Annotated in this window: 22 protein-coding genes and 1 tRNA gene; 16 read left to right on the top strand and 7 right to left on the bottom strand. The window is 66.5% G+C overall.

All coding sequences use genetic code 11. The features are described 5' to 3' along the window. Positions 1 to 50 precede the first annotated feature (50 nt). A complete protein-coding gene (locus E0W60_RS21960; RefSeq protein WP_133096055.1) occupies positions 51 to 2,102 on the top strand; it encodes a sodium:solute symporter family protein in 2,052 nt (683 codons plus the stop codon). A 60-nt stretch (positions 2,103 to 2,162) separates the two neighbouring features. Beyond that, positions 2,163 to 2,253 (top strand) — tRNA-Ser (locus E0W60_RS21955). Positions 2,254 to 2,589: 336 nt separating this feature from the next. Here E0W60_RS21955 and E0W60_RS21950 read toward each other — a convergent pair. Together E0W60_RS21950 and E0W60_RS37070 are read right to left on the bottom strand one after the other, a co-directional pair. After that, complete coding sequence (locus E0W60_RS21950; protein ID WP_135704128.1) at positions 2,590 to 3,906, bottom strand: IS4 family transposase; 1,317 nt, start codon at positions 3,904 to 3,906, stop codon at positions 2,590 to 2,592. Between the two features lie 842 nt (positions 3,907 to 4,748). Then, positions 4,749 to 4,901: a hypothetical protein gene (locus tag E0W60_RS37070; RefSeq protein WP_167884593.1), complete on the bottom strand. Its 153-nt coding sequence runs from the start codon at positions 4,899 to 4,901 to the stop codon at positions 4,749 to 4,751. A 22-nt stretch (positions 4,902 to 4,923) separates the two neighbouring features. On the opposite strand from E0W60_RS37070, the gene E0W60_RS21945 reads away from it, so the two are divergent. The 6 genes from E0W60_RS21945 to E0W60_RS21920 all read left to right on the top strand — a co-directional run bounded on the left by E0W60_RS21945 (position 4,924) and on the right by E0W60_RS21920 (position 7,926). Continuing rightward, a complete protein-coding gene (locus E0W60_RS21945) occupies positions 4,924 to 5,772 on the top strand; it encodes a D-amino acid aminotransferase (RefSeq protein ID WP_135705552.1) in 849 nt (282 codons plus the stop codon). Between the two features lie 53 nt (positions 5,773 to 5,825). Beyond that, positions 5,826 to 6,101, top strand: coding sequence for a hypothetical protein (locus tag E0W60_RS21940; RefSeq protein WP_135705551.1), 276 nt, complete (start codon positions 5,826 to 5,828; stop codon positions 6,099 to 6,101). A gap of 357 nt (positions 6,102 to 6,458) precedes the next feature. Continuing rightward, a complete protein-coding gene (locus E0W60_RS21935; RefSeq protein WP_133096058.1) occupies positions 6,459 to 6,662 on the top strand; it encodes a hypothetical protein in 204 nt (67 codons plus the stop codon). Between the two features lie 127 nt (positions 6,663 to 6,789). After that, the gene (locus E0W60_RS21930) at positions 6,790 to 7,206 is read left to right on the top strand and encodes a YXWGXW repeat-containing protein (RefSeq protein WP_133096059.1); all 417 of its coding nucleotides are present in this window, start codon (positions 6,790 to 6,792) and stop codon (positions 7,204 to 7,206) included. Positions 7,207 to 7,318: 112 nt separating this feature from the next. Then, a complete protein-coding gene (locus E0W60_RS21925) occupies positions 7,319 to 7,543 on the top strand; it encodes a hypothetical protein (RefSeq protein WP_029046345.1) in 225 nt (74 codons plus the stop codon). 89 nt (positions 7,544 to 7,632) lie between these two features. Then, positions 7,633 to 7,926, top strand: coding sequence for a hypothetical protein (locus E0W60_RS21920; protein WP_167884615.1), 294 nt, complete (start codon positions 7,633 to 7,635; stop codon positions 7,924 to 7,926). Positions 7,927 to 7,983: 57 nt separating this feature from the next. Here the strand turns inward: E0W60_RS21920 and E0W60_RS21915 are convergent, their stop codons facing one another. The 4 genes from E0W60_RS21915 to glpK form a co-directional block, all read right to left on the bottom strand. Next, positions 7,984 to 8,364 (bottom strand): hypothetical protein, encoded by a 381-nt coding sequence (locus tag E0W60_RS21915; protein WP_133096061.1) that lies wholly within the window; start codon positions 8,362 to 8,364, stop codon positions 7,984 to 7,986. A gap of 92 nt (positions 8,365 to 8,456) precedes the next feature. Next, positions 8,457 to 8,816 (bottom strand): MliC family protein, encoded by a 360-nt coding sequence (locus tag E0W60_RS21910; protein WP_218959749.1) that lies wholly within the window; start codon positions 8,814 to 8,816, stop codon positions 8,457 to 8,459. A 53-nt stretch (positions 8,817 to 8,869) separates the two neighbouring features. Next, complete coding sequence (locus tag E0W60_RS21905; RefSeq protein WP_135705548.1) at positions 8,870 to 10,528, bottom strand: glycerol-3-phosphate dehydrogenase/oxidase; 1,659 nt, start codon at positions 10,526 to 10,528, stop codon at positions 8,870 to 8,872. 55 nt (positions 10,529 to 10,583) lie between these two features. Further along, positions 10,584 to 12,158 (bottom strand): glycerol kinase GlpK, encoded by a 1,575-nt coding sequence (gene glpK, locus E0W60_RS21900; RefSeq protein ID WP_135705547.1) that lies wholly within the window; start codon positions 12,156 to 12,158, stop codon positions 10,584 to 10,586. 56 nt (positions 12,159 to 12,214) lie between these two features. Between glpK and E0W60_RS21895 the strand changes: the two genes are divergently transcribed. Beyond that, positions 12,215 to 13,147, top strand: a complete 933-nt coding sequence (locus E0W60_RS21895) for an NUDIX hydrolase (protein ID WP_133096064.1) — start codon at positions 12,215 to 12,217, stop codon at positions 13,145 to 13,147. 117 nt (positions 13,148 to 13,264) lie between these two features. Then, entirely contained in the window at positions 13,265 to 14,131 is an 867-nt protein-coding gene (gene purU / locus E0W60_RS21890; protein ID WP_063238204.1) for a formyltetrahydrofolate deformylase, read from the top strand. 169 nt (positions 14,132 to 14,300) lie between these two features. On the opposite strand, the gene E0W60_RS21885 is transcribed toward purU, so the two are convergent. After that, on the bottom strand, positions 14,301 to 15,071 hold the full coding sequence (locus E0W60_RS21885) for a DeoR/GlpR family DNA-binding transcription regulator (protein ID WP_133096065.1): 771 nt from the start codon (positions 15,069 to 15,071) through the stop codon (positions 14,301 to 14,303). A gap of 156 nt (positions 15,072 to 15,227) precedes the next feature. On the opposite strand from E0W60_RS21885, the gene E0W60_RS21880 reads away from it, so the two are divergent. The 6 genes from E0W60_RS21880 (at position 15,228) to E0W60_RS21855 (ending at position 21,431) form a co-directional block, all read left to right on the top strand. Further along, the gene (locus tag E0W60_RS21880; RefSeq protein WP_135705546.1) at positions 15,228 to 16,391 is read left to right on the top strand and encodes an ABC transporter ATP-binding protein; all 1,164 of its coding nucleotides are present in this window, start codon (positions 15,228 to 15,230) and stop codon (positions 16,389 to 16,391) included. A 2-nt stretch (positions 16,392 to 16,393) separates the two neighbouring features. Then, the gene (locus tag E0W60_RS21875) at positions 16,394 to 17,509 is read left to right on the top strand and encodes an ABC transporter ATP-binding protein (RefSeq protein ID WP_135705545.1); all 1,116 of its coding nucleotides are present in this window, start codon (positions 16,394 to 16,396) and stop codon (positions 17,507 to 17,509) included. Further along, the gene (locus E0W60_RS21870) at positions 17,506 to 18,390 is read left to right on the top strand and encodes a carbohydrate ABC transporter permease (RefSeq protein WP_133096068.1); all 885 of its coding nucleotides are present in this window, start codon (positions 17,506 to 17,508) and stop codon (positions 18,388 to 18,390) included. Before E0W60_RS21875 ends, E0W60_RS21870 begins: the two co-directional genes overlap by 4 nt. Next, the gene (locus E0W60_RS21865; RefSeq protein ID WP_133096069.1) at positions 18,383 to 19,213 is read left to right on the top strand and encodes a carbohydrate ABC transporter permease; all 831 of its coding nucleotides are present in this window, start codon (positions 18,383 to 18,385) and stop codon (positions 19,211 to 19,213) included. The genes E0W60_RS21870 and E0W60_RS21865 overlap by 8 nt, the downstream gene beginning before the upstream one ends. Before the next feature lie 45 nt (positions 19,214 to 19,258). Then, positions 19,259 to 19,567, top strand: a complete 309-nt coding sequence (locus E0W60_RS21860) for a DUF2160 domain-containing protein (RefSeq protein WP_133096129.1) — start codon at positions 19,259 to 19,261, stop codon at positions 19,565 to 19,567. A 133-nt stretch (positions 19,568 to 19,700) separates the two neighbouring features. Further along, positions 19,701 to 21,431 (top strand): ABC transporter substrate-binding protein, encoded by a 1,731-nt coding sequence (locus E0W60_RS21855; RefSeq protein ID WP_135706292.1) that lies wholly within the window; start codon positions 19,701 to 19,703, stop codon positions 21,429 to 21,431. The last annotated feature ends 42 nt before the right edge of the window (positions 21,432 to 21,473 follow it).

Genomic DNA, 21,473 nt, shown 5'->3' with positions numbered 1-21,473 from the left:
CGCCGGCGGGTTTGTTACGATAGCGCCCCACCGACCACGGACCGCCGCCCATGCCTGATGCCCAGTCGCGCTTCCGCCGCCGGCTGCTGCTGTACTACGGCCTGTTCACGCTGGGGTTGTTTGGCTTCGTCGGCATGATGGGGCTGCTGGAGCGTTCCAACGCCGATGCCTTGTGGCTCGGCTATGTCTTCCTCTTCATCACCATCGCGATCTATGCCTGCATCGGGCTGATCTGCCGCACCTCCGACCTCAACGAGTATTACGTCGCCTCGCGGCGCGTGCCGGCCCTGTTCAACGGCATGGCGATCGCCGCCGACTGGATGAGCGCCGCGTCCTTCATCGGGCTGGCCGGCATCCTGTTCGCATCCGGCTACGAGGGCCTCGCCTACGTCATGGGCTGGACCGGAGGCTATTGCCTGGTGGCCTTCCTGCTGGCGCCATACCTGCGCAAGTACGGCGGCTACACCATTCCGGATTTTCTCGCCGCGCGCTATGGCAACGGCAAGCCCGGCGGCAACCTGCCGGTGCGCGCGATCGCGGTGCTGGCGGCGTCGCTGTGTTCGTTCGTCTACCTGGTGGCGCAGATCCAGGGGGTAGGGCTGGTGGTGACGCGCTTCATCGGCGTGGAATTCGCCGTTGGCATCTTCTTCGGCCTGGCCGGCATCCTGGTGTGCTCGTTCCTGGGCGGCATGCGCGCGGTCACGTGGACGCAGGTGGCGCAGTACATCATGATGATCGTCGCCTTCCTGGTCACGGTCTCGATGATCGCGTGGAAGCATCACCAGGAAGCGGTGCCGCAGCTCAGCTACGGCACGCTGCTGGCGCAGCTCGATGCGCGCGAGCAGGAACTGGAGCGCGAGCCCGCCGAGCAGGCCGTGCGCGAGTACTACAAGCAGCAGGCCATCCTGCTGCAGGAGCGCATCGCCCGGCTGCCGGCATCCTTCCAGCAGGAGCGCGACACGCTGGACGCGCGGCTGCAGGACCTGCGTGCGCGCAATGCGCCGCTGCGCGAAATCAAGGCGCTGGAACGCGAGCGCCTGGAATTCCCGCGCGATCCCGCCGCCGCACAGCAGCAGTGGAACCTGCAGCGCGAAGACGCGCTTGCGCGCAGCCGGCATTCGATGTCGTCCACCGAGCCATACCCGGCGGCGTCCGAGCAGGAGCGCAAGACCAAGCGGCTCAATTTCGTGCTGCTTGTGTTCTGCCTGATGGTCGGCACCGCCAGCCTGCCGCATATCCTGACGCGCCTCTACACCACGCCCTCCGTCAAGGAGACCCGCAACTCGGTGGCCTGGGCCGTGTTCTGCATTGCGCTGCTGTACGTGTCCGCGCCGACGCTGGCCGCGCTGGTCAAGTACGAGTTCTTCGAGCACCTGGTCGGCACGTCGTATGCGGAACTGCCGCAATGGGTGGTGCAATGGCGCAAGGTCGATCCGCCGGTATTCGGCATCCGCGACGTCAACGGCGACGGCATCGTGCAATGGGCCGAGATCCTGCTGCAGCCCGACATGATCGTCCTGGCCGCCCCGGAGATCGCCGGACTGCCTTATGTCATCTCCGGCCTGATCGCCGCCGGCGCGCTGGCGGCGGCGCTGTCGACCGCCGACGGCCTGCTGCTCACCATCGCCAATGCGCTGTCGCACGACGTCTTCTATCACATGGTCGACCGCCAGGCGAGCCACCAGCGCCGCGTCACCACGGCCAAGATCGTGTTGCTGGGCGTTGCCTTGTTCGCTTCATACGTTACATCGCTGCGCCCAGGCAACATCCTGTTCCTGGTCGGCGCTGCCTTCTCGCTGGCGGCATCGAGTTTTTTCCCCGTGCTGGTGCTGGGCATCTTCTGGCGCCGGACGACTGCGGCCGGCGCTGTCGCCGGCATGTCCGCCGGGCTTGGCGTGGCGGTCTACTACATCTTCGTCAACTACCCGTTCTTCACCCGCATGACCGGCATTTTCGGCAACCGCTGGTTCGGCGTCGACCCGATCGCTTCCGGCGCCTTTGGCGTGCCCGCGGGGTTTGCGGTAGCGATCATCGTCAGCCTGCTCACGCCGCGCAACGCGCCGGTGATCGACAGGCTGGTGACGTATTTGCGTCGGGGCTAGGAGGGCGCCGCACGAACTTGTAGATTCGTCGGGCAACTCTGCTATAATCGCGGACTTCCCGGAGAGATGGATGAGTGGTTTAAGTCGCACGCCTGGAAAGCGTGTATAGGTTAATAGCCTATCGGGGGTTCGAATCCCCCTCTCTCCGCCAGAACATCCGCAGTGAGCCGAAGCCGTCCAATTGGACGGCTTTTTTGCTTTCTGCGCCGACCCGCACGGGATGCGCGCGGGGCGCCGGAACTGCCATAGCAGGGTCACCGGGCCTGTTGTTCGGACAGAGGCCGACTCCGGCAAAGAAAAGCCCTCGGCCAGGGTGGGCGAGGGCATGAAGGGCTTGAAGAAAGTGGGCAAGTCACGGAAACGCCCATAACCATGTTCGTGCAATCGCCCGGGGCGCGCATCCCTCTAAACAGAGGTGCCGCCACGTTCGGCAGCGTCCTGACAGGGCCTGCATGAAAAAAAGAGCCCGCACAGCGGCTAATGCCGTTCAGTTAAGGTCCTTTCTGAGGAACCGGACGGTGTAGCGCTTAGGCAGGGCTTTGACTTCACGGGGGCACTTACGCCCCCGTCGCTTTTGGACGATCGCCAACTGAAGTTTGGCGCGCATGCGCTGCAGGTGGGCCGGCAGCTTGCCTGGGGCCATGCCGGCTGCCCAGATCAACTCGCCCTGTATCAGGCGCAAGGCCAGCACAAAGCTCAAGTCGGTGGGCTCGGCGCGGGCCTCGAGCGCAGCCTTGGCCATCTCCAGACGCACCAGGTTGTACGCAATCAGTGCCCCCCAGATTTCCTGATGCACGCCCTCAGGCTGGCGGCTGCGCAAGGTCAGTTCGGCCCCGAGCATCGTCTGCTTCAGTTCCCGATAGCTGGTTTCGATTTCCCAACGGCGCTTGTAGCACCCAATGATGTCGGCTGCCTTGAAGCGCCGACGGTCTGTCAACGAGGTCAACAGGACGCGGTCTGAGTCCTCGTCCCGGATCGCGCGAGCTGTCCAAGTCTCTGGCAAGGCAGGATTCTTGCGGCGAGCCTGAGGCGAGACCTTCATCTGGACGATGCCATCGCCCTCGTTGCCTGAGAGCAACTCCCACTGCAGATTCTTCTTAGCGGGGATCAGGAAGTGGCGCTCGCTGCCGCCCATGCGCAAGCCCCACAGGATCTCTGCGGCCAGAAAGCCCTTGTCAAAGATCGTTAACGAATGATCCGGGATCCGCTCAATGAGCTCCTTGGCATAGAGCATCTCGTTGCGCCCATAGCAGCCAAAGGCGATATCGGCAACAAGATGGGTGGGAACAGCCGTGAGCGAGACCCCGCGGACTTGTGGATAGCTGGCGACCTTGCCGCTGGCGTAGCTCTGCGCGCCAAAGTGGAGGCGATTCTCAGGGCTATCGGCAGTGCGGAAGGTGGTCCCATCCATGGCGTAAAGCGCCAAGCCCTTCCATTTGTAGTGCGCAGCATCCTGAGCCACCCACGCCCGTGCGGTCTGCTCGAACAGCCACAACAGAGGCTTGTCTCCAAGCCGCTCGCGGGCTTGGGCGATCCCGCTCTTGCTGACACAGGCGTTGGCATCGTTGGGCAGTGCCAGGTCCAGCGTCTCCAGCACATCGGGAATCGATTGGTGCCGATAGAGCGCCAGCGCGATGACCAGCCAGACCACCTGCTCTGCTGGCAGTCGGCGCCGGCGAACGGACGCTGTCCCCGAGGCTGCCAGCGCTTGCTCAATCCAAGCCATCGGCAGGTGCTCGCTGAGCCGGGCAAAACTGGCCGGCTCACTAAGCTCAAGGGTGGCGTGGACTTGTTCCGATAGCATCGGAACGGCAAGTTAACAGCTCGACACCTTGTTTACAACCCCTGCAAAGAAAAATGCCGTTCAGACTTAACTGAACGGCATTACCGCACAGCGGCGGGCTTTGGGTAGAAAGCCGAGAGGGGTCAACTCACGACCCGAGCATTCTCCGGCAAATGTAAAGACATTTGCATCCCCATTCGGTGGGGAGCTATTTCCATCGCTGTTTCGACGAGGACGCAGCGCAGCCTTATTCGAAGGTCCCGGCCGCTTTGGAAAGCGTCCACCCAAGCCCCAGACACAATCCAATCCATGCCGCCGAAATCAAGGCAACGTCATGCCAGTTCATCGTCCGGCGCCCAGGGCGGCGCAGCTTGAATGTGTCCCGCGACGAAGGCATGGCCGTCTCCTTCGGAAAGCATGGGGGAAGGCTAGGGCAACCCTGCCGGAATTCACGGGCTCAGTTGTAAAGATTTGTTGCGGTGCGGATGGGCCACAGCCTCTTTGCGCCAACCAAAGAAAAAGCCCTCGGCCAGGGTAGTCGAGGGCTTGAAGTAGTGGTGGGCGAGTCGCGGAACCGCCCATGACGATGGTCGTATAGCCGCATGGGATGGCGCATCCCTCTAAATAGAGGTGTTGTGCCTGGACGACGACACCCGGTCAACGGATCGCGCCCTGGCGGGGCTTGCCCTAGTGAAGGCAAAGAAAAAGCCCTCGGCCAGGGTAGGCGAGGGCTTGAAATGGCGTTGGGCGTGTCGCAGTCCGCCCGGTCTTATCGTCGCCGTTGCCGGCACGGCGCGCATCCCCAATTCTGGGGATGAAAAAAAGCCCGCACGAATGCGGGCTGCGGGAAATGCCGAGAGGGGTCAACTCACGACACCTTGATTCTGGCCAGGAAGTGCTGCAACGAACACCCCCACATGGGTGAATGGCGTCACTGCTTCAACGCCGCGCCAGCCGGCAATCCGATGCAAATTGCGCATAACCTCGAGCTGGGGCGTGTGGAAGAATTGTTTCATTCTCTCCACCGCCTGAAGCACAATGACCGACCCCGTCGTCCACCTCAATGGTTCCCTCACCCCGCTATCCGAAGCCCGCATTCCGGTCCTCGACCGCGGCTTTATTTTTGGCGATGGCATCTATGAGGTCATCCCGTACTACGGTGGCAAGCCGTTCCGCGGTACACAGCATCTCGCGCGCCTGCACCGCAGCCTGGAGGCGATCGGGATACCCGACCCGCACAGCGCCGAGCAGTGGCAGGCACTGATCGGCGAAGTGGTCCGTGCCAACGGGATGTCGGACCAGATGATCTATATCCAGGTGACGCGCGGCGTAGCCCGGCGTGCGCATGCCTTCCCCAAGGAAGTCGTGCCGACGGTGCTTATCATGACCAACCCGATGGCGCTGCCGCCCGCTCACATGCGCGAACAGGGCGTGGCCTGCGTGACGATGGAGGACCGGCGCTGGCTGAACTGCCAGATCAAGTCGACCTCGCTGCTGGGCAACGTAATGGCAGCGCAGCATGCCGCCGAGCACGGCGTGACCGAGGCGATCCAGTTCCGCGACGGCTGGCTGACCGAGGCCTCGTCGTCCAACGTCTGGGTGGTGCGCGATGGCCGCGTGCTGGCGCCGCCCAAGGACAACCTGATCCTGGAAGGCATCCGCTACGGCTTTATGGAAGAGGTTTGCGCGGCGCTGGAGATTCCGCTGGAAGCGCGCCGGATCGCCAGGGAGGACGTGTTCGGGGCGGACGAAGTGTTGCTGTCGTCGGCAAGCAAGGAGCTGCTGCCGGTGGTTACGATCGACGGGCGCACCGTCGGCGCCGGCGTGCCCGGACCGGTCTTCGCGCGGCTCTACTCGGCCTACCAGGCCGCGATCGCCGCACTTTGAACCACGCGGGCGCACCATGCTAGGATGCCAGCGCATGCATCGAGGAGTCAGTCATGGCCAAGCGCGAGCGTGGCCGGCGTGCCCTTCGGGACGAGGTCAGCCGGCGCATCCAGCAAATCTATGAAGTCGGCGAGGACGGCGCCAAAGTCCGCGTGCCCGCGCCGGTGCCGCATGCGCGCGATGCCCGCGGCCGCAACTGGGACATGAGCGGCTTTGGCAACGCAACCGGTTATGAGGCCAGCATCCGCGCGGTGGTCGACAAGGTGCGCGACGAGTTCGACCTGAACGAGTCGCTCGAGAACCGCGCGCCCAATCCGTTCGGCGACTGAGGCGGCTCACAGCGTAAGCGGCTATGGTCCGGGCGCCGGTTCCGGGCGGTCAAGCGTTCGGACGGAGGGCTGGGCTGCCGGCCGGCGGTCGCCAGTGGACTGATTATCGGTTGCTGCGACGCGGACTGAAAGATCAAGCAGCCGGGCTTCGCGGTGCTTCACGCAACACTTGCAATGGGGCCGGGTAAGGTCAGGTGCGGCCGGGTGCGGCCGGGTGCGGTGGGGTAGGCCGGGTAAGCCGGGTAAGCTGGGTAAGCTGGGTAAGGGCTCGGACCGTGTGCTAGAGTTTTCAGACACCTTTGTGTTACGGCACTTCCCGCAACGACGTTTCCAGAACGTTTCTCAAGGAGATGGATCATGGCGAGTGAAACCCGGCCGAACCTGAAAGCTTTCGTGCAGACCGCTCCCCAGGCTGGGCGCTATGTCTGGGTGATCGCGCTGGTCGACTTCGATGCGCGGCAGGTCCGGCGCGCCATCGTCTCGGATGACACCTTCACCACTGCGGACGCCGCGCGCGATGCCGGCGACGCTCAGCTCAAGGCGATGGCAGAGGATCACTGATGCCGCCGGCGTGCAGGCGAGTGTTGCGCGCCGGCATCTTTGTGATCCACCGAAACCCTTTCTTACATGGCGCCGCGGCGGGCGCGCGCTAGACTGTGCGCGTGTTCCTCCACGAGAAAGGGATTCCATGACACATCTCGCGCTCCGGCCGGTCCGGATTGTCTTGCTGGCGGCAATGCTGGGTTCCGGCCTCGCCTTCAGTGCGGCGTCGATCGCCCAGGTGTCGGTCAATATTGCCATCGGCGTGCCGCCGCCGGCGCCGATGTACGAGGCCATTCCCATCCCGCGCCCTGGCTATGTCTGGATGCCGGGCTACTGGGACTGGGACGACCACCACCATAAGCACGCGTGGAAGAAGGGCCGCTGGGAACGCGAGCGGCCGGGCTATGTCTATGAGTCGCCGCGCTGGATCCAGTCGCGCGATGGCTGGGTGTTGGTGCCTGGCCGCTGGGACCAGGGCGGCCACGGTGGCAAGGGCAACGGCAAGGGAGGCAAGAAGGACTACCACTGTCCGCCGGGCCACGCCAAGAAAGGCGAATGCTGAGGCGTGCGCGGGCCGGCGCCGCAAGGTGACGCCGGCCATGGTTGCCATGCTACGATCCCCGCCATGACTCCCGCGCCCGCAGGGTGCATCGGCAGTGGATCTGGAGGTAGCGATGGCAAGGCACGTCTTCACGCGCGCGCAGTATCTCGACATCCTCAATGACAGCCTGCGCAAGCATCCGGGCTGGCAGCCCGGCATGGCCTTCGTCTTCCTGCCGCCGGGTGCGGATGCCAGCCAGGCGACGGCGGTAGGCTGCACCGGCCCGATGGACGCCATCCCGGTCTACGCGGAAATCCAGCGCGTGGCGGCCGAGCTGATCGAAGTCAGCGACACGTAACGCGACTCGTCGCATGTTCCAGCGCGCGGTCGTTGCCGTGCCCGGCCGCAGCCTGCGCGTACAATGCCGGCCTCGACAGACTTTCGGAAATTGCCGTGAAGAAAACGGACCTGGAAAAGAACAAGGGCCTGAAGATCGCCAACAGCCTGAAACAGGCCTCGGCGGCCCGGGGCGGGATTCCTGGCGGCGCCGGGGCGCGGCCGGATCGCCGTGAACAGCGCCGGCTGGACCAGGAGCAGGGCCTGGTGCCGTTCGCGTGCAAGCTGGACGGCACGCTGGCGCGGCGCCTGCAGGCGCTGGCCGTCAATCATCCCGGTGGCATGACCGGCCTGCTCAATGAACTGCTGACGGGCGCGCTGCCGCCGGAGCAGGACCAGGCCTGATAAATGCGCGGCCGCGCAGGCGGCCGCAACGATCCGGCGGGGCCGGAAGCGGGTGGGTCAGTCCTCTTCCTCCTCGTCGAGGAATTCGCGGCGCAGCATCCAGTTGGCAATGGCTTCGTCGCAGACGCGCTTGAACTTCTGCTTGTCCGGCATCTTGTCGAACAACTGGAAGTTGACCAGTGCCATGCCGGCGTCGGTGATATAGAACATCCGGCGCGGATCGTCATGGTGGACGATGCGGCCGTCGATGGCGTCTTCCTCGCTCTCGGCCGGCATGTCTTCCAGCTCGACCACGCGGCAGGTAAAGCGCGGGCTGCGGGTATGGGTCAGATACTCGAACTCGTCGTGCATGACCTCGCCGCTCTTGCCGGCGATAACGGCGAAGCCCCAGATAAAGCGGGGCATCGGCAGATCGGACAGATCTTCAATCTCGTCCATGGTGTTCTCCCTGATTCAATCCCCGCATTATCGCCCGGAACGCCGTTGCCTCAAACGTCGGCGTCGGATCCGGCAATGATGCTTGCCCGCGGCTAGGGCCTTGCCTGGCAATTCGACAGCGCCGCCGCGGCGTTTTCCTGCTGCATCAGGTCGCGCAGCGTGCCGGTGTCGCCCTTGGTCCACCACTCGTAGCGCCCGCCGACATAGCGCGCGCCGGACGCCGCGACCGTGGTCACCGCCAGCACCGGCTTGCCGTCCAGGCGGAACACGGCGGCCTGGTTGTCGGCGCTGTTGAAGTAGCGCACGGTCAGCGTCTTGTCGCCGTCGCATTGGTAGCGCACGGTACGCACGTCGGTAAAGCGCACGCCGTCGATGCCGGGGGGCCGCGCGGCACTGGCGCTGCCAACGGCGGCCAGCCATGCAAGCAGCACCGCGCCGCGGATTGCGTTCAAGGTCGGGCGAGTCACGTCGGTGGGCCCTTTCTAGCGGTTTTGGACCAGCCAGTTCAGACGCGGGCGGCGGCGGCCGGTTCCTCGGGTTGCGCAGCGCCGCCCAGCATGTAGCCGGCGGCGAGCGCGCGGAAACTGTCGAGCTCGCGCGCCTGCCAGGCCTCGCTTTCCCCGAACTCTTCGGCCAGGATCGCGGCCACTGCCGGCGCGGCCTGCAGCGCAGCGCGCGCGTCGAGGAACAGCACGCGGTTGCGGCGCGCCAGCACGTCCTCGACGCGCCGTGCCAGTTCGTGCCGGGCCGCGAAACGGACATGCGCTTCGGTCAGGCCCGATGCCGCCGCCAGCACGCGGTCCTGGCCGGGCAGGGCGCGCAGCGTGGCCAGCTCGTTGCCGTAGTAGCGGTCCGGGGCGGGCGCATCCGCCAGCGGCAGTTCCGCCGGCAGTCCGGCGGCGCCGTGCAGCGGCAGGTCGCCGGTCACGCAGGGCGCGGCGCGCACCATCTGCCGCTGGATCGCGGTGTCGATCACGTCCTCCGCCATCTTGCGATAGGTGGTCCACTTGCCGCCGGTGACCGTGATCAGCCCCGCCTTAGAGACCAGGATCGTATGCTCGCGCGACAGCGACGCGGTGGAAGCTTCGCCGGTAGCCTTGACCAGTGGCCGCAGCCCGGCCCAGACGCTGGTGACGTCTGCGCGGGTGGGATCCTTGGCCAGGTAGCGCGACGCGGTCTCGAGGATGAAATCGACATCGTCGGCGCCGGCATCGGGCTCGAGCGGCAGGTCGCGCCGCGGCGTATCCGTGGTGCCGACAATGGTATGGCCGTTCCACGGCACCACGAACAGCACCCGGCCGTCGTCGGTCTTTGGAATCAGGATGGCGCTCTCGCCCGGCAGGAAGCTGCGCGGCAGCGTCAGGTGCACGCCCTGGCTCGGGGCCACCAGGGTGCGGGCATGGCCGTCCTCCATCTGGCGCACCGCGTCGACCCAGACCCCGGTGGCATTGATCACGCAATCGGCGCGCAGCCGGAAGGTGGCGTCGCCCAGCGCGTCCTGCACCGTGATGCCGCAGATCACGCCGCCTTGCTGGCTCAGGCCGGTCACGCGCATGTAGTTGACCGCGGTGCCGCCCACGTCGAACAGGGTGCGCATCAGCGCCACCGCCAGCCGCGCATCGTCGAACTGGCCGTCGAAGTACAGGTTGCCGCCACGCAGCGGGCGCCCGCTGACGTGCTCGGCCAGGTTGGGGACGGCGGCCAGCACCTCCTGGTGGTTCAGCCAGCGGCTGCCGGCCAGGTTGAGGTTGCCGGCGAGCAGGTCGTAGACCTTCAGGCCGATGCCGTAGAAGGGCTGGTCGAACATCTGGTACGCCGGCACCACGAAGCCCAGCGGCCACACCAGGTGCGGCGCGTTGCGCGCGAGCAGGCCGCGCTCGTGCAAGGCTTCGCGCACCAGGCCGATATTGCCCTGGGCCAGGTAGCGCACGCCGCCGTGCACGAGCTTGGTGGCCTTGCTCGAGGTGCCCTTGGCAAAATCGGCGGCTTCGACCAGCAGCGTGCGGTAGCCGCGCGAGGCGGCATCGACCGCGGTGCCGAGGCCGGTGGCGCCGCCGCCGATGACGATGACATCCCAGCGCGGTTCGCGCTCCAGGGTGGAAAGCAGGGCGGCCCGGCTGGGGGGCTGGGTCGGGGGCTGGGTCGGGGTGGAGGCTTTCTGCATGGCGCTTGGTTCGGGGTGTGTACGGTCTTGGCGGAGCGTTGGGGGCGGCCGGCGTTCAGCCGGCGGCGCCGGCTTCGTCCTCGCGCGCCCAGTCGCGGGCGCGCTCGACGGCGCGGTGCCAGCGCGCCAGCCGGTGACCGCGTTCGTCAGCCGACAGGTTGGGCTCGAAGCGCTGCTCCACCTGCCATTGCTGCGCGATCTGCGCGGGGTCGCTCCAGTAGCCGGTGGCCAGGCCGGCGAGGTAGGCTGCGCCCAGCGCGGTGGTCTCGGTCACGCGCGGACGGACCACCGAGGTGCCGAGCAGGTCCGCCTGCATCTGCATCAGCAGGTCGCTGCGCGAGGCGCCGCCGTCCACGCGCAGCTCGGCCAGCGCGATGCCGGCGTCCTTCTGCATGGCTTCCAGCACGTCGACACTCTGCAACGCGATCGATTCCAGCGCCGCGCGCGCCAGCTGCGGCCGGCCGGTGCCGCGTGTCATGCCGACCAGCGTGCCGCGCGCGAAGGCGTCCCAGTGCGGGGCGCCAAGGCCGGCAAAAGCAGGCACCAGCACCACGCCGCCGGTGTCGTCGCACTGGCGTGCGAGTGGCTCAACTTCGGGCGCGCTGTTGATGATCTTCAGGCCGTCGCGCAGCCACTGGATGGTGGCGCCGCCCATGAAGACGCCGCCCTCCAGGCAATACTGGGTTTGCCCGCCCAATTGCCAGCCGATGGTGGTCAGCAGCCGGTTGTGCGATGCCACCGGTTCGGTGCCGGTATTCATCAGCAGGAAGCAGCCCGTGCCATAGGTGTTCTTGGCCATGCCGGGCGACAGGCAGGCCTGGCCGAAGGTGGCCGCCTGCTGGTCGCCCGCGATGCCCGCGATCGGGATCTCGACGCCGAACAGCCGCGCCGCGGTGCGCGCCACCTCGCCGCTGGACGGCACTACCTCGGGCAGCAGCGCGTGCGGGATGTCGAGCAGCGCCAGCAGCGCGTCGTCCCACTCGAAGCGGTGGATATTGAACAGCATCGTGCGCGAGGCGTTAGACACGTCCGTGACGTGGCGCGCGCCGTCGGTCAGCTGCCAGATCAACCAGCTGTCGACCGTGCCGAACGCCAGCTCGCCGCGCTGCGCGCGTTCGCGGGCACCTTCGATGTTGTCGAGCATCCAGCGCAGCTTGGTGCCGGAGAAATACGCATCGATGACCAGCCCGGTCTTCTCGCGGAACAGCTCGCCATGGCCGGCGTCCTGCAGCGCCTCGCACATCGGCGCGGTGCGGCGGTCCTGCCAGACCAGTGCGCGCCCGACCGGCTCGCCGGTCTTGCGGTCCCACAGCACCGTGGTTTCGCGCTGGTTGGTGATGCCGATGGCGCGCACCTGCGTGGCGGAGATGCCGGCATCGGCCAGCACTTCGTGCGCTACCGCCAGCTGCGACTGCCAGATTTCATACGGATCGTGCTCGACATGGCCCGGATGTGGGTAGTATTGGCGGAACTCGCGCTGCGCCAGCCGCACCACGCTGCCGGCGTGGTCGAACAGGATCGCGCGCGAGCTGCTGGTGCCCTGGTCGAGCGCCAGAACAAAGTGCGGCTCGGAAGCGTGCCGGCCTGGGCCGGCGTGCTGCGCCTGGGCTTGCGTTGCTGCCTGGTTCATGCGTTCAATCCTGAAAATGACAAGATGCGCCGGCCCGGCCGGCGCCCCGATCTGACATGGCCGACATCTTTTCCCTGCCGCCCGCGGTGCCGTCCGGCGTTCCGTCTGGAATTCCGTCCGGCGATGGCGCCGACGCCAGCCACATGGCACGCATCGCCGCCTCGCTGGCGGCGCGCACCCGCTTCGATCCCGCCAGCAAGCTGCGCCTGATGGTGGGCGGCCAGCAGGTCGGCTGGCTGCCCCGGGCGCATGCCGCGATCCTGCGCGGCATGGGTTGCATCCTCGGCCCGGAGGAGGGCGCCGCGGATGGCACCGCCGCGGTGGCATTGCTGCCGGGACGCTCCGGCTTCGAAGTGCTGAGCGCCGCGCTGGCCGCGCTCGCGCACCAGCTGGCCGAGGCCGGGCACGTGCGCGGCTGGCGCCATGAACTGTTCGCGGTCACCCCGGCGCTGGACGCGCCCGCGCTGGCGGCGGTCGAGCGCGCGGCGGCGCGCTTCCTGGGTTTGCTGACCTTTGCCTCGCACATGAACGGGATCGTTGACATGGCCGATACCGGCGCCGGCCCCGTGCTGTGGATCTCGCGGCGCAGCCCCGGCAAATCGGTCGACCCCGGCATGTGGGACAACCTGGTCGCCGGCGGCATGCCGCACGGCAGCGACCCGCTCGCCACGCTGGTGCGCGAGTGCGAGGAAGAGTCCGGCATCCCGCCGGCGCTGGCCGGGCGCGTGCAGCCGCACGGCATGGTCGAGGTGCTGCGCGACCTGCCCGAAGGCGTGCAGTGGGAACAGGTCTACATCTATGACCTGATGCTGCCGCCGGGATTCGTCCCAAGCAACCAGGACGGCGAGGTCAGCGAACACAAGCGCGTGGGGCTGGCCGCATTGCTTGATATCATGTCGAGCGGCGCCATGACGGTCGACGCCACGCTGGTGACGCTGGATGCCCTTCGCCGGCGCGGCTGGCCGGGCACCGAAGACCGTCGCGCCTGAGCGTGCGCAGCGGGCCTGGCCCGCGCTTTCACGGCTTTCACTGGCTTCGCGGCCTTGATGGCCCTTGGGCTCGCGCACCGGCTCGTACACCGCGCCCCTCCGACAGAACCACACACCATGAGCACCACCGGATTTATCCTGACCCTTTCGTGCCCCGACCAGCCGGGCATCGTCCACGCCGTCTCGGGCCTGCTGTTCCAGCACGGCTGCAATATCGTCGATTCGGACCAGTACGGTGACGCGTACACCGGCCGCTTCTTCATGCGGGTGCACTTCAGCGCGGCCGCCGGCGGCCCGGACCTGGGCACGCTGAAGGCAGCGTTCGCGCCGGTGGGCGACCAGTTCGGCATGCAGTGGGAGCTGAACGACGCCTCTGTCAAGCCGCGCGTGATGATCATGGTGTCCAAGATCGGCCACTGCCTGAACGACCTGCTGTTCCGCGCCAAGGTGGGCGGCCTGCCGGTCGAGATCGCGGCAATTGTGTCCAATCACCGCGACTTCTACCAACTGGCGGCGTCGTACGACGTGCCGTTCTTCCACCTGCCGCTGATGAACGCCTCGGCCGAGCAGAAGGCCGCGCAGGAGGCGCGCGTGTTCGACGTGGTGCAGGAGCAGAAGATCGACCTGGTGGTGCTGGCGCGCTACATGCAGGTGCTGTCCGACGACCTGTGCCGCAAGCTCGCCGGCCGCGCCATCAATATCCATCACTCGTTCCTGCCCAGCTTCAAGGGCGCCAAGCCTTATTACCAGGCGCACGACCGCGGCGTGAAGCTGATCGGCGCGACCGCGCACTACGTCACCGCCGACCTGGACGAGGGCCCGATCATCGAGCAGGAAATCGAGCGCGTCGATCACAGCATGGACCCGGACCAGCTCACCGCCGTGGGCCGCGACGTGGAGTGCGTGGCGCTGGCCCGGGCGGTCAAGTGGCACGCCGAACGCCGCATCCTGCTGAACGGCCACAAGACCGTCGTCTTCAAGTAAGCCTCGATTTCCCAGGGGGTTTGCTCCCCTCTGCCGCGTGCGGGAGAGGGGACGGGGGAGAGGGCAGGCGCGTCGCAATGCCGACGCAGCATGCACCGTCCCGCCCCCCGCCCTCAACGCCAGCCCCGCTCCCGCCAGCGCGGCAGCGGCAGCCGGACATCCGGCACGCTCACTCCCGCTCCGCCACCACACACTTCACCCCACTGTCGGCCAGGATCCGGTCGAACGGTGCCGCCAGCGGCTCATCGGTGAACAGCCGGTCGACCTGCGACACATGCGCCAGCTCCACCATGGCCTGGCGGTTGAACTTGCTGGTATCCGCCGCCAGCCAGACCTCGCGTGAATGCTCGATGATGGTCCGCGCCACCTTGACCTCGCGGAAGTCGTAGTCGCGCAGCGTGCCATCCGTCTCGATGCCCGAGATGCCGATCAGGCCGATATCCACCTTGAACTGTCGGATGAACTCGACCGTGGCCTCGCCGACGATGCCGCGGTCGCGCGAGCGCAGCACGCCGCCGGCGACGATGACCTCGCAGTCGGGGTTGTCCGCCAGGATATTGGCCACGTTCAGGTTATTGGTGATCACGCGCAGCCCGCGGTGCTGCATCAGCTCGCGCGCGATCTCTTCCACCGTGGTGCCGATGTTCAGGATCAGCGAGCAGCCCTCCGGCACCGCCGCCGCCACCGCGCGCGCAATGCGCGCCTTGCCCTCGGCATTCAGCACCTGACGCTGCCGGTAGGCAATGTTCTCGGTGGTGGAGCCCTCCACCCGCACCCCGCCGTGGAAGCGCGCCAGCATGCCGTTCTCGGCCAGCAGGTTGACGTCTCGCCGCACCGTCTGCAGCGTGACGCCGAACTTGCGCGCAAGTTCGTCGATGGAGGCAAAGCCATGGCTGCGGACTTCTTCGAGCAGGGCGGTCTGGCGTGGATTGAGCGTCATGCCGGGATTCTAGTTCAAACAGAAACGAAAACAAATGATGCGGTGCACACTTGTTTTCTGTTCGTTTTATTACTAAAACGGTCGAAAGCCAAGAACTGTGCGCCTGCATCGCGCGAAAAGTGGTGATGCGAAAAGCATATCGAACATGGAGACCGGATGCAGCTGAGTTTGGAGGCCGTGGCGCAGCACGCAGGTTCGCAGGCGTATCTCTATCCGATGACGCTGGCGCCGGTTCCCGGCGCGGTGACCATCCTGCTGGGCGCTACCCAGGCGGGCAAGACTTCGCTGATGCGCGTGATGGCGGGGCTCGACCGGCCCAGCGCCGGCCGCGTGCTGGTCGACGGCCACGATGTCACCGGCGTGCCGGTGCGCGAGCGCAACGTGTCGATGGTCTACCAGCAGTTCATCAACTACCCGTCGCTCAAGGTCTTCGACAACATTGCCTCTCCGCTGCGCTTGCGGCTGCGGCTGCGTCGCGATGGCGCCGCCGGCGCCGACATTGCCGCGCGCGTGCGCGAGCTGGCGGCGCGGCTGCATATCGACCACCTGCTCGACCGCTACCCGTCTGAGCTGTCGGGCGGCCAGCAGCAGCGCGTGGCGCTGGCGCGCGCGCTGGCCAAGGAAGCGCCGCTGATGCTGCTGGACGAGCCGCTGGTCAACCTGGATTACAAGCTGCGCGAGGAACTGCGCGAAGAGCTGTCGCAGCTGTTCGCGCATGGCGATGCGACCGTGGTCTACGCCACCACCGAACCCGGCGAGGCGCTGCTGCTGGGCGGCCATACGGCCGTGCTCGATGCCGGCGAGCTGCTGCAGTATGGGCCGACCGCCGACGTCTTCCACTATCCCGATTCGCTGCGCGTGGCGCGCGCCTTCAACGATCCGCCGATGAACCTGGTACCGGGCACGCTCAACGGCGGCTGGGTCACGCTTGCCGGCGGCATCTCGGTGCCGGTGTCCGGCGCCGGCGGAGGTGAGGGACCCGTCACCGTGGGCGTGCGCGCGTCGGCGCTGCGCCTGGCAGGCGAACCGGGCGCGGTCGCGGTACCGGGGCACGTGGCGCTGGCCGAGCTGTCGGGCTCGGACACCTTTATCCATGCCGATACGCCGGTGGGCAACCTAGTGGCGCAGTTCGCCGGCGTGCTCGACCTGCGGCTGGGCGAACCGGTGTCCTTGCACCTGTTGCCTGACCAGATCTACCTGTTCGACGCGGCCGGCCGGCGCATCCATGCGCCGCGGCGGCCCGGCGGGCTGGCCGCGGGGGTGCCGGGCGATGTGCCGGGCGGGGCGGCAGCCGGTGCCGCGGCGGCGGCGGGGGGCTGACGATGGCACGCATCGACCTGGACCTTGCGCACTCTTACCTGCCGCATCCGCGCAACGATGACGACTACGCATTGCTGCCGCTGAAGTTCACCTTCGAGGACGGCGGCGCCTATGCGCTGCTGGGCCCGTCAGGCTGCGGCAAGACCACGCTGCTGAACTGCATTTCCGGGCTGCTGCGGCCTTCGCACGGCACCATTGCCTTCGACGGACGCGACGTCACGGGCGCCACGCCGCAGGCGCGCAATATTGCACAGGTGTTCCAGTTCCCGGTGATCTACGACACCATGACCGTCGGCGAGAACCTGGCCTTCCCGCTGCGCAACCGCGGCGTGCCGGAGGCGCAGGTGCGCGAGCGCGTGGGACGCGTGGCCGAGATGCTGGAGCTGTCGGCCACGCTGGACCGCCGCGCCAGCGGCCTCGCCGCCGACGCCAAGCAGAAGATTTCCTTGGGCCGCGGACTGGTACGGCACGACGTCTCGGCGATCCTGTTCGACGAGCCGCTGACGGTGATCGACCCGCAGCTGAAATGGCAGCTGCGGCGCAAGCTCAAGGAAATCCACCACGAATTCGGCCTGACGCTGATCTACGTCACCCACGACCAGACCGAGGCGCTGACCTTTGCCGACCAGGTGGTGGTGATGTCGCGCGGCAAGGCGGTGCAGGTGGGGCCTGCCGATGCGCTGTTCGAGCGGCCTGCACACACCTTCGTCGGGCATTTCATCGGCTCGCCCGGCATGAACTTCCTGCCGGGCCAGTGGCGCGACGACGCCATCGAGGTGGCAGGCCGGCGCTACACGCCGGCGCTGGCGCCATCGGTGGCTGCGGCCTTGCGCGCGGCGGGCAGCTTCCGCATCGGCGTGCGGCCCGAGTACCTGCAACTGGCACCGGAGCGCGAGGAGCGCCCTATGCAGGCAGTGCCGATACAGGTGCAGCGCGCGCAGGACATCGGCACCTACTGGCTGGTGACCGGCAGCGTGCAGGAAGCGGGCGCGCAGGCTGCAACGCTGCGTGCCCGCCTGGGGGCCGAGGCGGCCGCCTTGCGCGCCGGCGACACGGCCTGGCTGTCGGTGTTCAACCGCCATACCTGCTACTACGTCAACGAGGAGCTGGTGTCATGAAGCCCGTCAACCAGAAGGCCTGGCTGCTGGTATTGCCGGTGGTGGCATGCGTGGCGTTCTCGGCGATCCTGCCGCTGATGACCATCGTCAACTACTCGGTGCAGGACATCATCTCGCCCGAGCGGCGCGTGTTTGTCGGCACCGAATGGTTCCGCACCGTGCTGCGTGACGGCGAACTGCACGACGCGCTGCTGCGCCAGCTGGGCTTTTCGCTGGCGGTGCTGCTGGTGGAGATTCCGCTCGGCATCCTGCTGGCGCTGTCGATGCCGGCCAGGGGCTGGAAGGCATCGGCGGCGCTGGTGATCATCGCGCTGTCGCTACTGATCCCATGGAACGTGGTCGGCACCATCTGGCAGATCTTCGGGCGCACCGATATCGGCCTGCTCGGCGCCGCGCTCGAGGCGATGGGCTTCGACTACAACTACACCGGCAGCGCCTTCGATGCCTGGGTCACGGTGCTGGTGATGGATGTCTGGCACTGGACGCCGCTGGTGGCGTTGCTCTGCTACGCGGGCCTGCGCGCGATTCCCGACGCCTACTACCAGGCCGCGCAGATCGATGGCGCCTCGCGGCTGGCGGTGTTCCGCCACATCCAGCTGCCCAAGCTGCGCGGGGTGCTGATGATCGCGGTGCTGCTGCGCTTCATGGACAGCTTCATGATCTATACCGAGCCCTTCGTGCTGACCGGCGGCGGTCCCGGCAACGCCACCACCTTCCTGTCGCAATACCTGACGCAGAAGGCCGTGGGCCAGTTCGACCTTGGCCCCGCGGCGGCGTTTTCCATCGTCTACTTCCTGATCATCCTGCTCCTGTGCTTCATCCTCTATAACTGGATGCAGCGCGCGGGCACCGCCGGCAGCGAGGACATGCCCCATGGCTGAAATCCGCACCCAGGCCACCACCACGACTTGGTGGCGCGCCGGTTTCCTGCTGGTCTACCTGCTGTTCGCCATCGTGCCGATCTACTGGATGGTGAACATGTCGTTCAAGACCAACGAGGAAATCGTCTCCACGCTGTCGCTGTGGCCGGCCGACTTCACGCTGGAGCACTACAAGACCATCTTCACCGATTCGTCGTGGTACTCCGGCTACCTCAATTCGATGATCTACGTGGCGATGAACACGGTGATCTCGATCGTGGTCGCGCTGCCGGCGGCATACGCGTTTTCGCGCTACCAGTTCATCGGCGACAAGCATGTGTTCTTCTGGCTGCTGACCAACCGCATGACACCGCCCGCGGTGTTCCTGCTGCCGTTCTTCCAGCTGTACAGCACCATCGGCCTGATGGACACGCACCTGGGCGTGGCGCTGGCCCACCTGGTCTTCAACGTGCCGCTGGCGGTGTGGATCCTGGAGGGCTTCATGTCGGGCGTGCCGCGCGAAATCGACGAGACCGCCTACGTCGACGGCTATTCCTTCCCGCGCTTCTTCCTGACCATCTTCCTGCCGCTGATCAAGGCTGGCGTGGGCGTGGCGGCGTTCTTCTGCTTCATGTTCAGCTGGGTGGAGCTGCTGCTGGCGCGCACGCTGACCTCGGTCAACGCCAAGCCGATCGTGGCCACCATGACGCGCACGGTGTCGGCATCGGGCATGGACTGGGGCGTGCTGGCCGCGGCCGGCGTGCTGACCATCGTGCCAGGCGGCATCGTGATCTGGTTTGTGCGGCACTACATCGCGAAGGGCTTCGCGATGGGGCGCGTATAGGACGCAGGTAAAAAGCGCGCGCACTCAAGACAAGGAGACATGGCAATGCTGAGCTGGATGGTGTGGACGACACCGGTCGCGGTGTTCTTCGCCTGCATCGTAGTCATGCTGATCGGCATGACCGTCCTGGAAATCCGTTCGCCTTCGGTGCTGCGCAAGGGCTTCCTGCCAATCGCCACCACCCGCGGCGACCGGCTGTTCATCGGCCTGATGTGCGCGGCGTGGGTCAACCTGGCATGGGTCGGGCTGGGCGAGAAGCTCACCGCGTGGCTGTCCCTGGCCGAGGAACCGTCTGTCTGGATCAGCTTCGGCGTATCGATGCTGGTGCTGGCGCTGATCCTGCGCAAGGGCTGAACGGGCCCATCGGGGCCAGCAGTTTCCGCTTCGATGGGAGATAACGGTATAGCGGCTTATCCCTGCCCCGGGGCCGCCACCCAGACCATAGCCGGGGAGGGGAATTCATGAGGAGACACCGATGAAAGTGCACGTGAAGTTGGGGATGACAGCCCTTGCCTGCGCGGCTGCGCTGGCTTGCGGTACCTCCGCCCTGGCGGGCGAGGCGGAAGCGAAGAAGTGGATCGACAATGAGTTCCAGCCCTCGTCGCTATCCAAGGACAAGCAGCAGGCGGAAATGAAGTGGTTTATCGACGCCGCCGCCAGGCTCAAGGCCAAGGGTGTCACGCAGATCAGCGTGGTGTCCGAGACCATCACCACGCATGAGTACGAGTCCAAGACACTGGCCAAGGCCTTCGAGGAAATCACCGGGATCAAGGTCAACCATGATTTGATCCAGGAAGGCGACGTGGTCGAGAAACTGCAGACCTCGATGCAGTCCGGCAAGTCGATCTACGACGGCTGGATTTCCGATTCGGACCTGATCGGCACGCACTATCGCTATGGCTCGATCCTGCCGCTGACCGACTACATGAACGGCGCCGGCAAGGAGTGGACCAACCCGGGCCTGGACGTGAAGGACTTCATCGGCACCAAGTTCACCACCGCGCCGGACGGTAAGCTGTACCAGCTGCCCGACCAGCAGTTCGCCAACCTCTACTGGTTCCGCGCCGACTGGTTCGCGCGCAAGGACCTGCAGGACAAATTCAAGGCCAAGTACGGCTACGACCTGGGCGTGCCGACCAACTGGTCCGCGTATGAAGACATCGCCAATTTCTTCACCAACGACGTCAAGGAGATCGACGGCAAGAAGGTCTACGGCCACATGGACTACGGCAAGAAGGATCCCTCGCTCGGCTGGCGCTTCACGGATGCCTGGCTGTCGATGGCGGGTACCGCCGACAAGGGCCTGCCCAACGGCATGCCGGTCGACGAGTGGGGCATCCGCGTGGCCGAGGACAAGTGCACGCCGGTCGGCGCCTCGGTCGCGCGCGGCGGCGCCACCAACAGCCCCGCGGCCGTCTATGCGCTGACCAAGTACATCGACTGGATGAAGAAATACGCTCCGCCGCAGGCGATGGGCATGACCTTCTCCGAGGCCGGGCCGGTGCCGGCGCAAGGGCAGGTGGCGCAGCAGATCTTCTGGTACACGGCCTTTACCGCGGACATGACCAAGAAGGGCCTGCCGGTGGTCAATGGCGACGGCTCGCCCAAGTGGCGCATGGCGCCGTCGCCTTACGGCCCGTACTGGAAGCAGGGCATGCAGAACGGCTACCAGGACGTGGGCTCGTGGACCTTCTTCAAGAACACCGATCCCAACAAGCTCGCCGGCGCGTGGCTGTACGCACAGTTCGTCACCTCGAAGACGGTATCGCTGAAGAAGTCGCTGACCGGGCTGACCTTTATCCGCGACAGCGACATCAACCACGACTACCTGACCAAGAACGCGGCCAAGTACGGCGGCCTGATCGAGTTCTACCGCAGCCCGGCGCGCGTGGCCTGGACGCCGACCGGTACCAACGTGCCCGACTATCCCAAGCTGGCGCAACTGTGGTGGAAGAACGTGGCCACCGCGGTGACCGGCGAGAAAACCCCGCTGGCCGCCATGGACACGCTCGCCGACGAGATGGACCAGGTGATGGCACGGCTGCAGCGCGCCGGCATGAGCAATTGCGCACCCAAGCTCAACCCGAAGGGCGACCCGGCCAAGTGGCTGTCGAGCGACCACGCGCCATGGAAAAAGCTGGCCAACGAGAAGCCGAAGGGCGAGACCATCCCCTACGACAAGCTGCTGCAGGCATGGAAGGAGGGCAAGGTGCGCTGACCAGCGGCGCCGGCTGGCCGCAAGGCCTGCCTCCCGGCGCGC

The sequence above is a fragment of the Cupriavidus oxalaticus genome (assembly GCF_004768545.1).
Taxonomy (GTDB): Bacteria; Pseudomonadota; Gammaproteobacteria; order Burkholderiales; family Burkholderiaceae; genus Cupriavidus; species Cupriavidus oxalaticus_A.
Note: the sequence above shows the minus strand (reverse complement) of the source record. Positions and strands in the feature narration are given on the sequence as shown.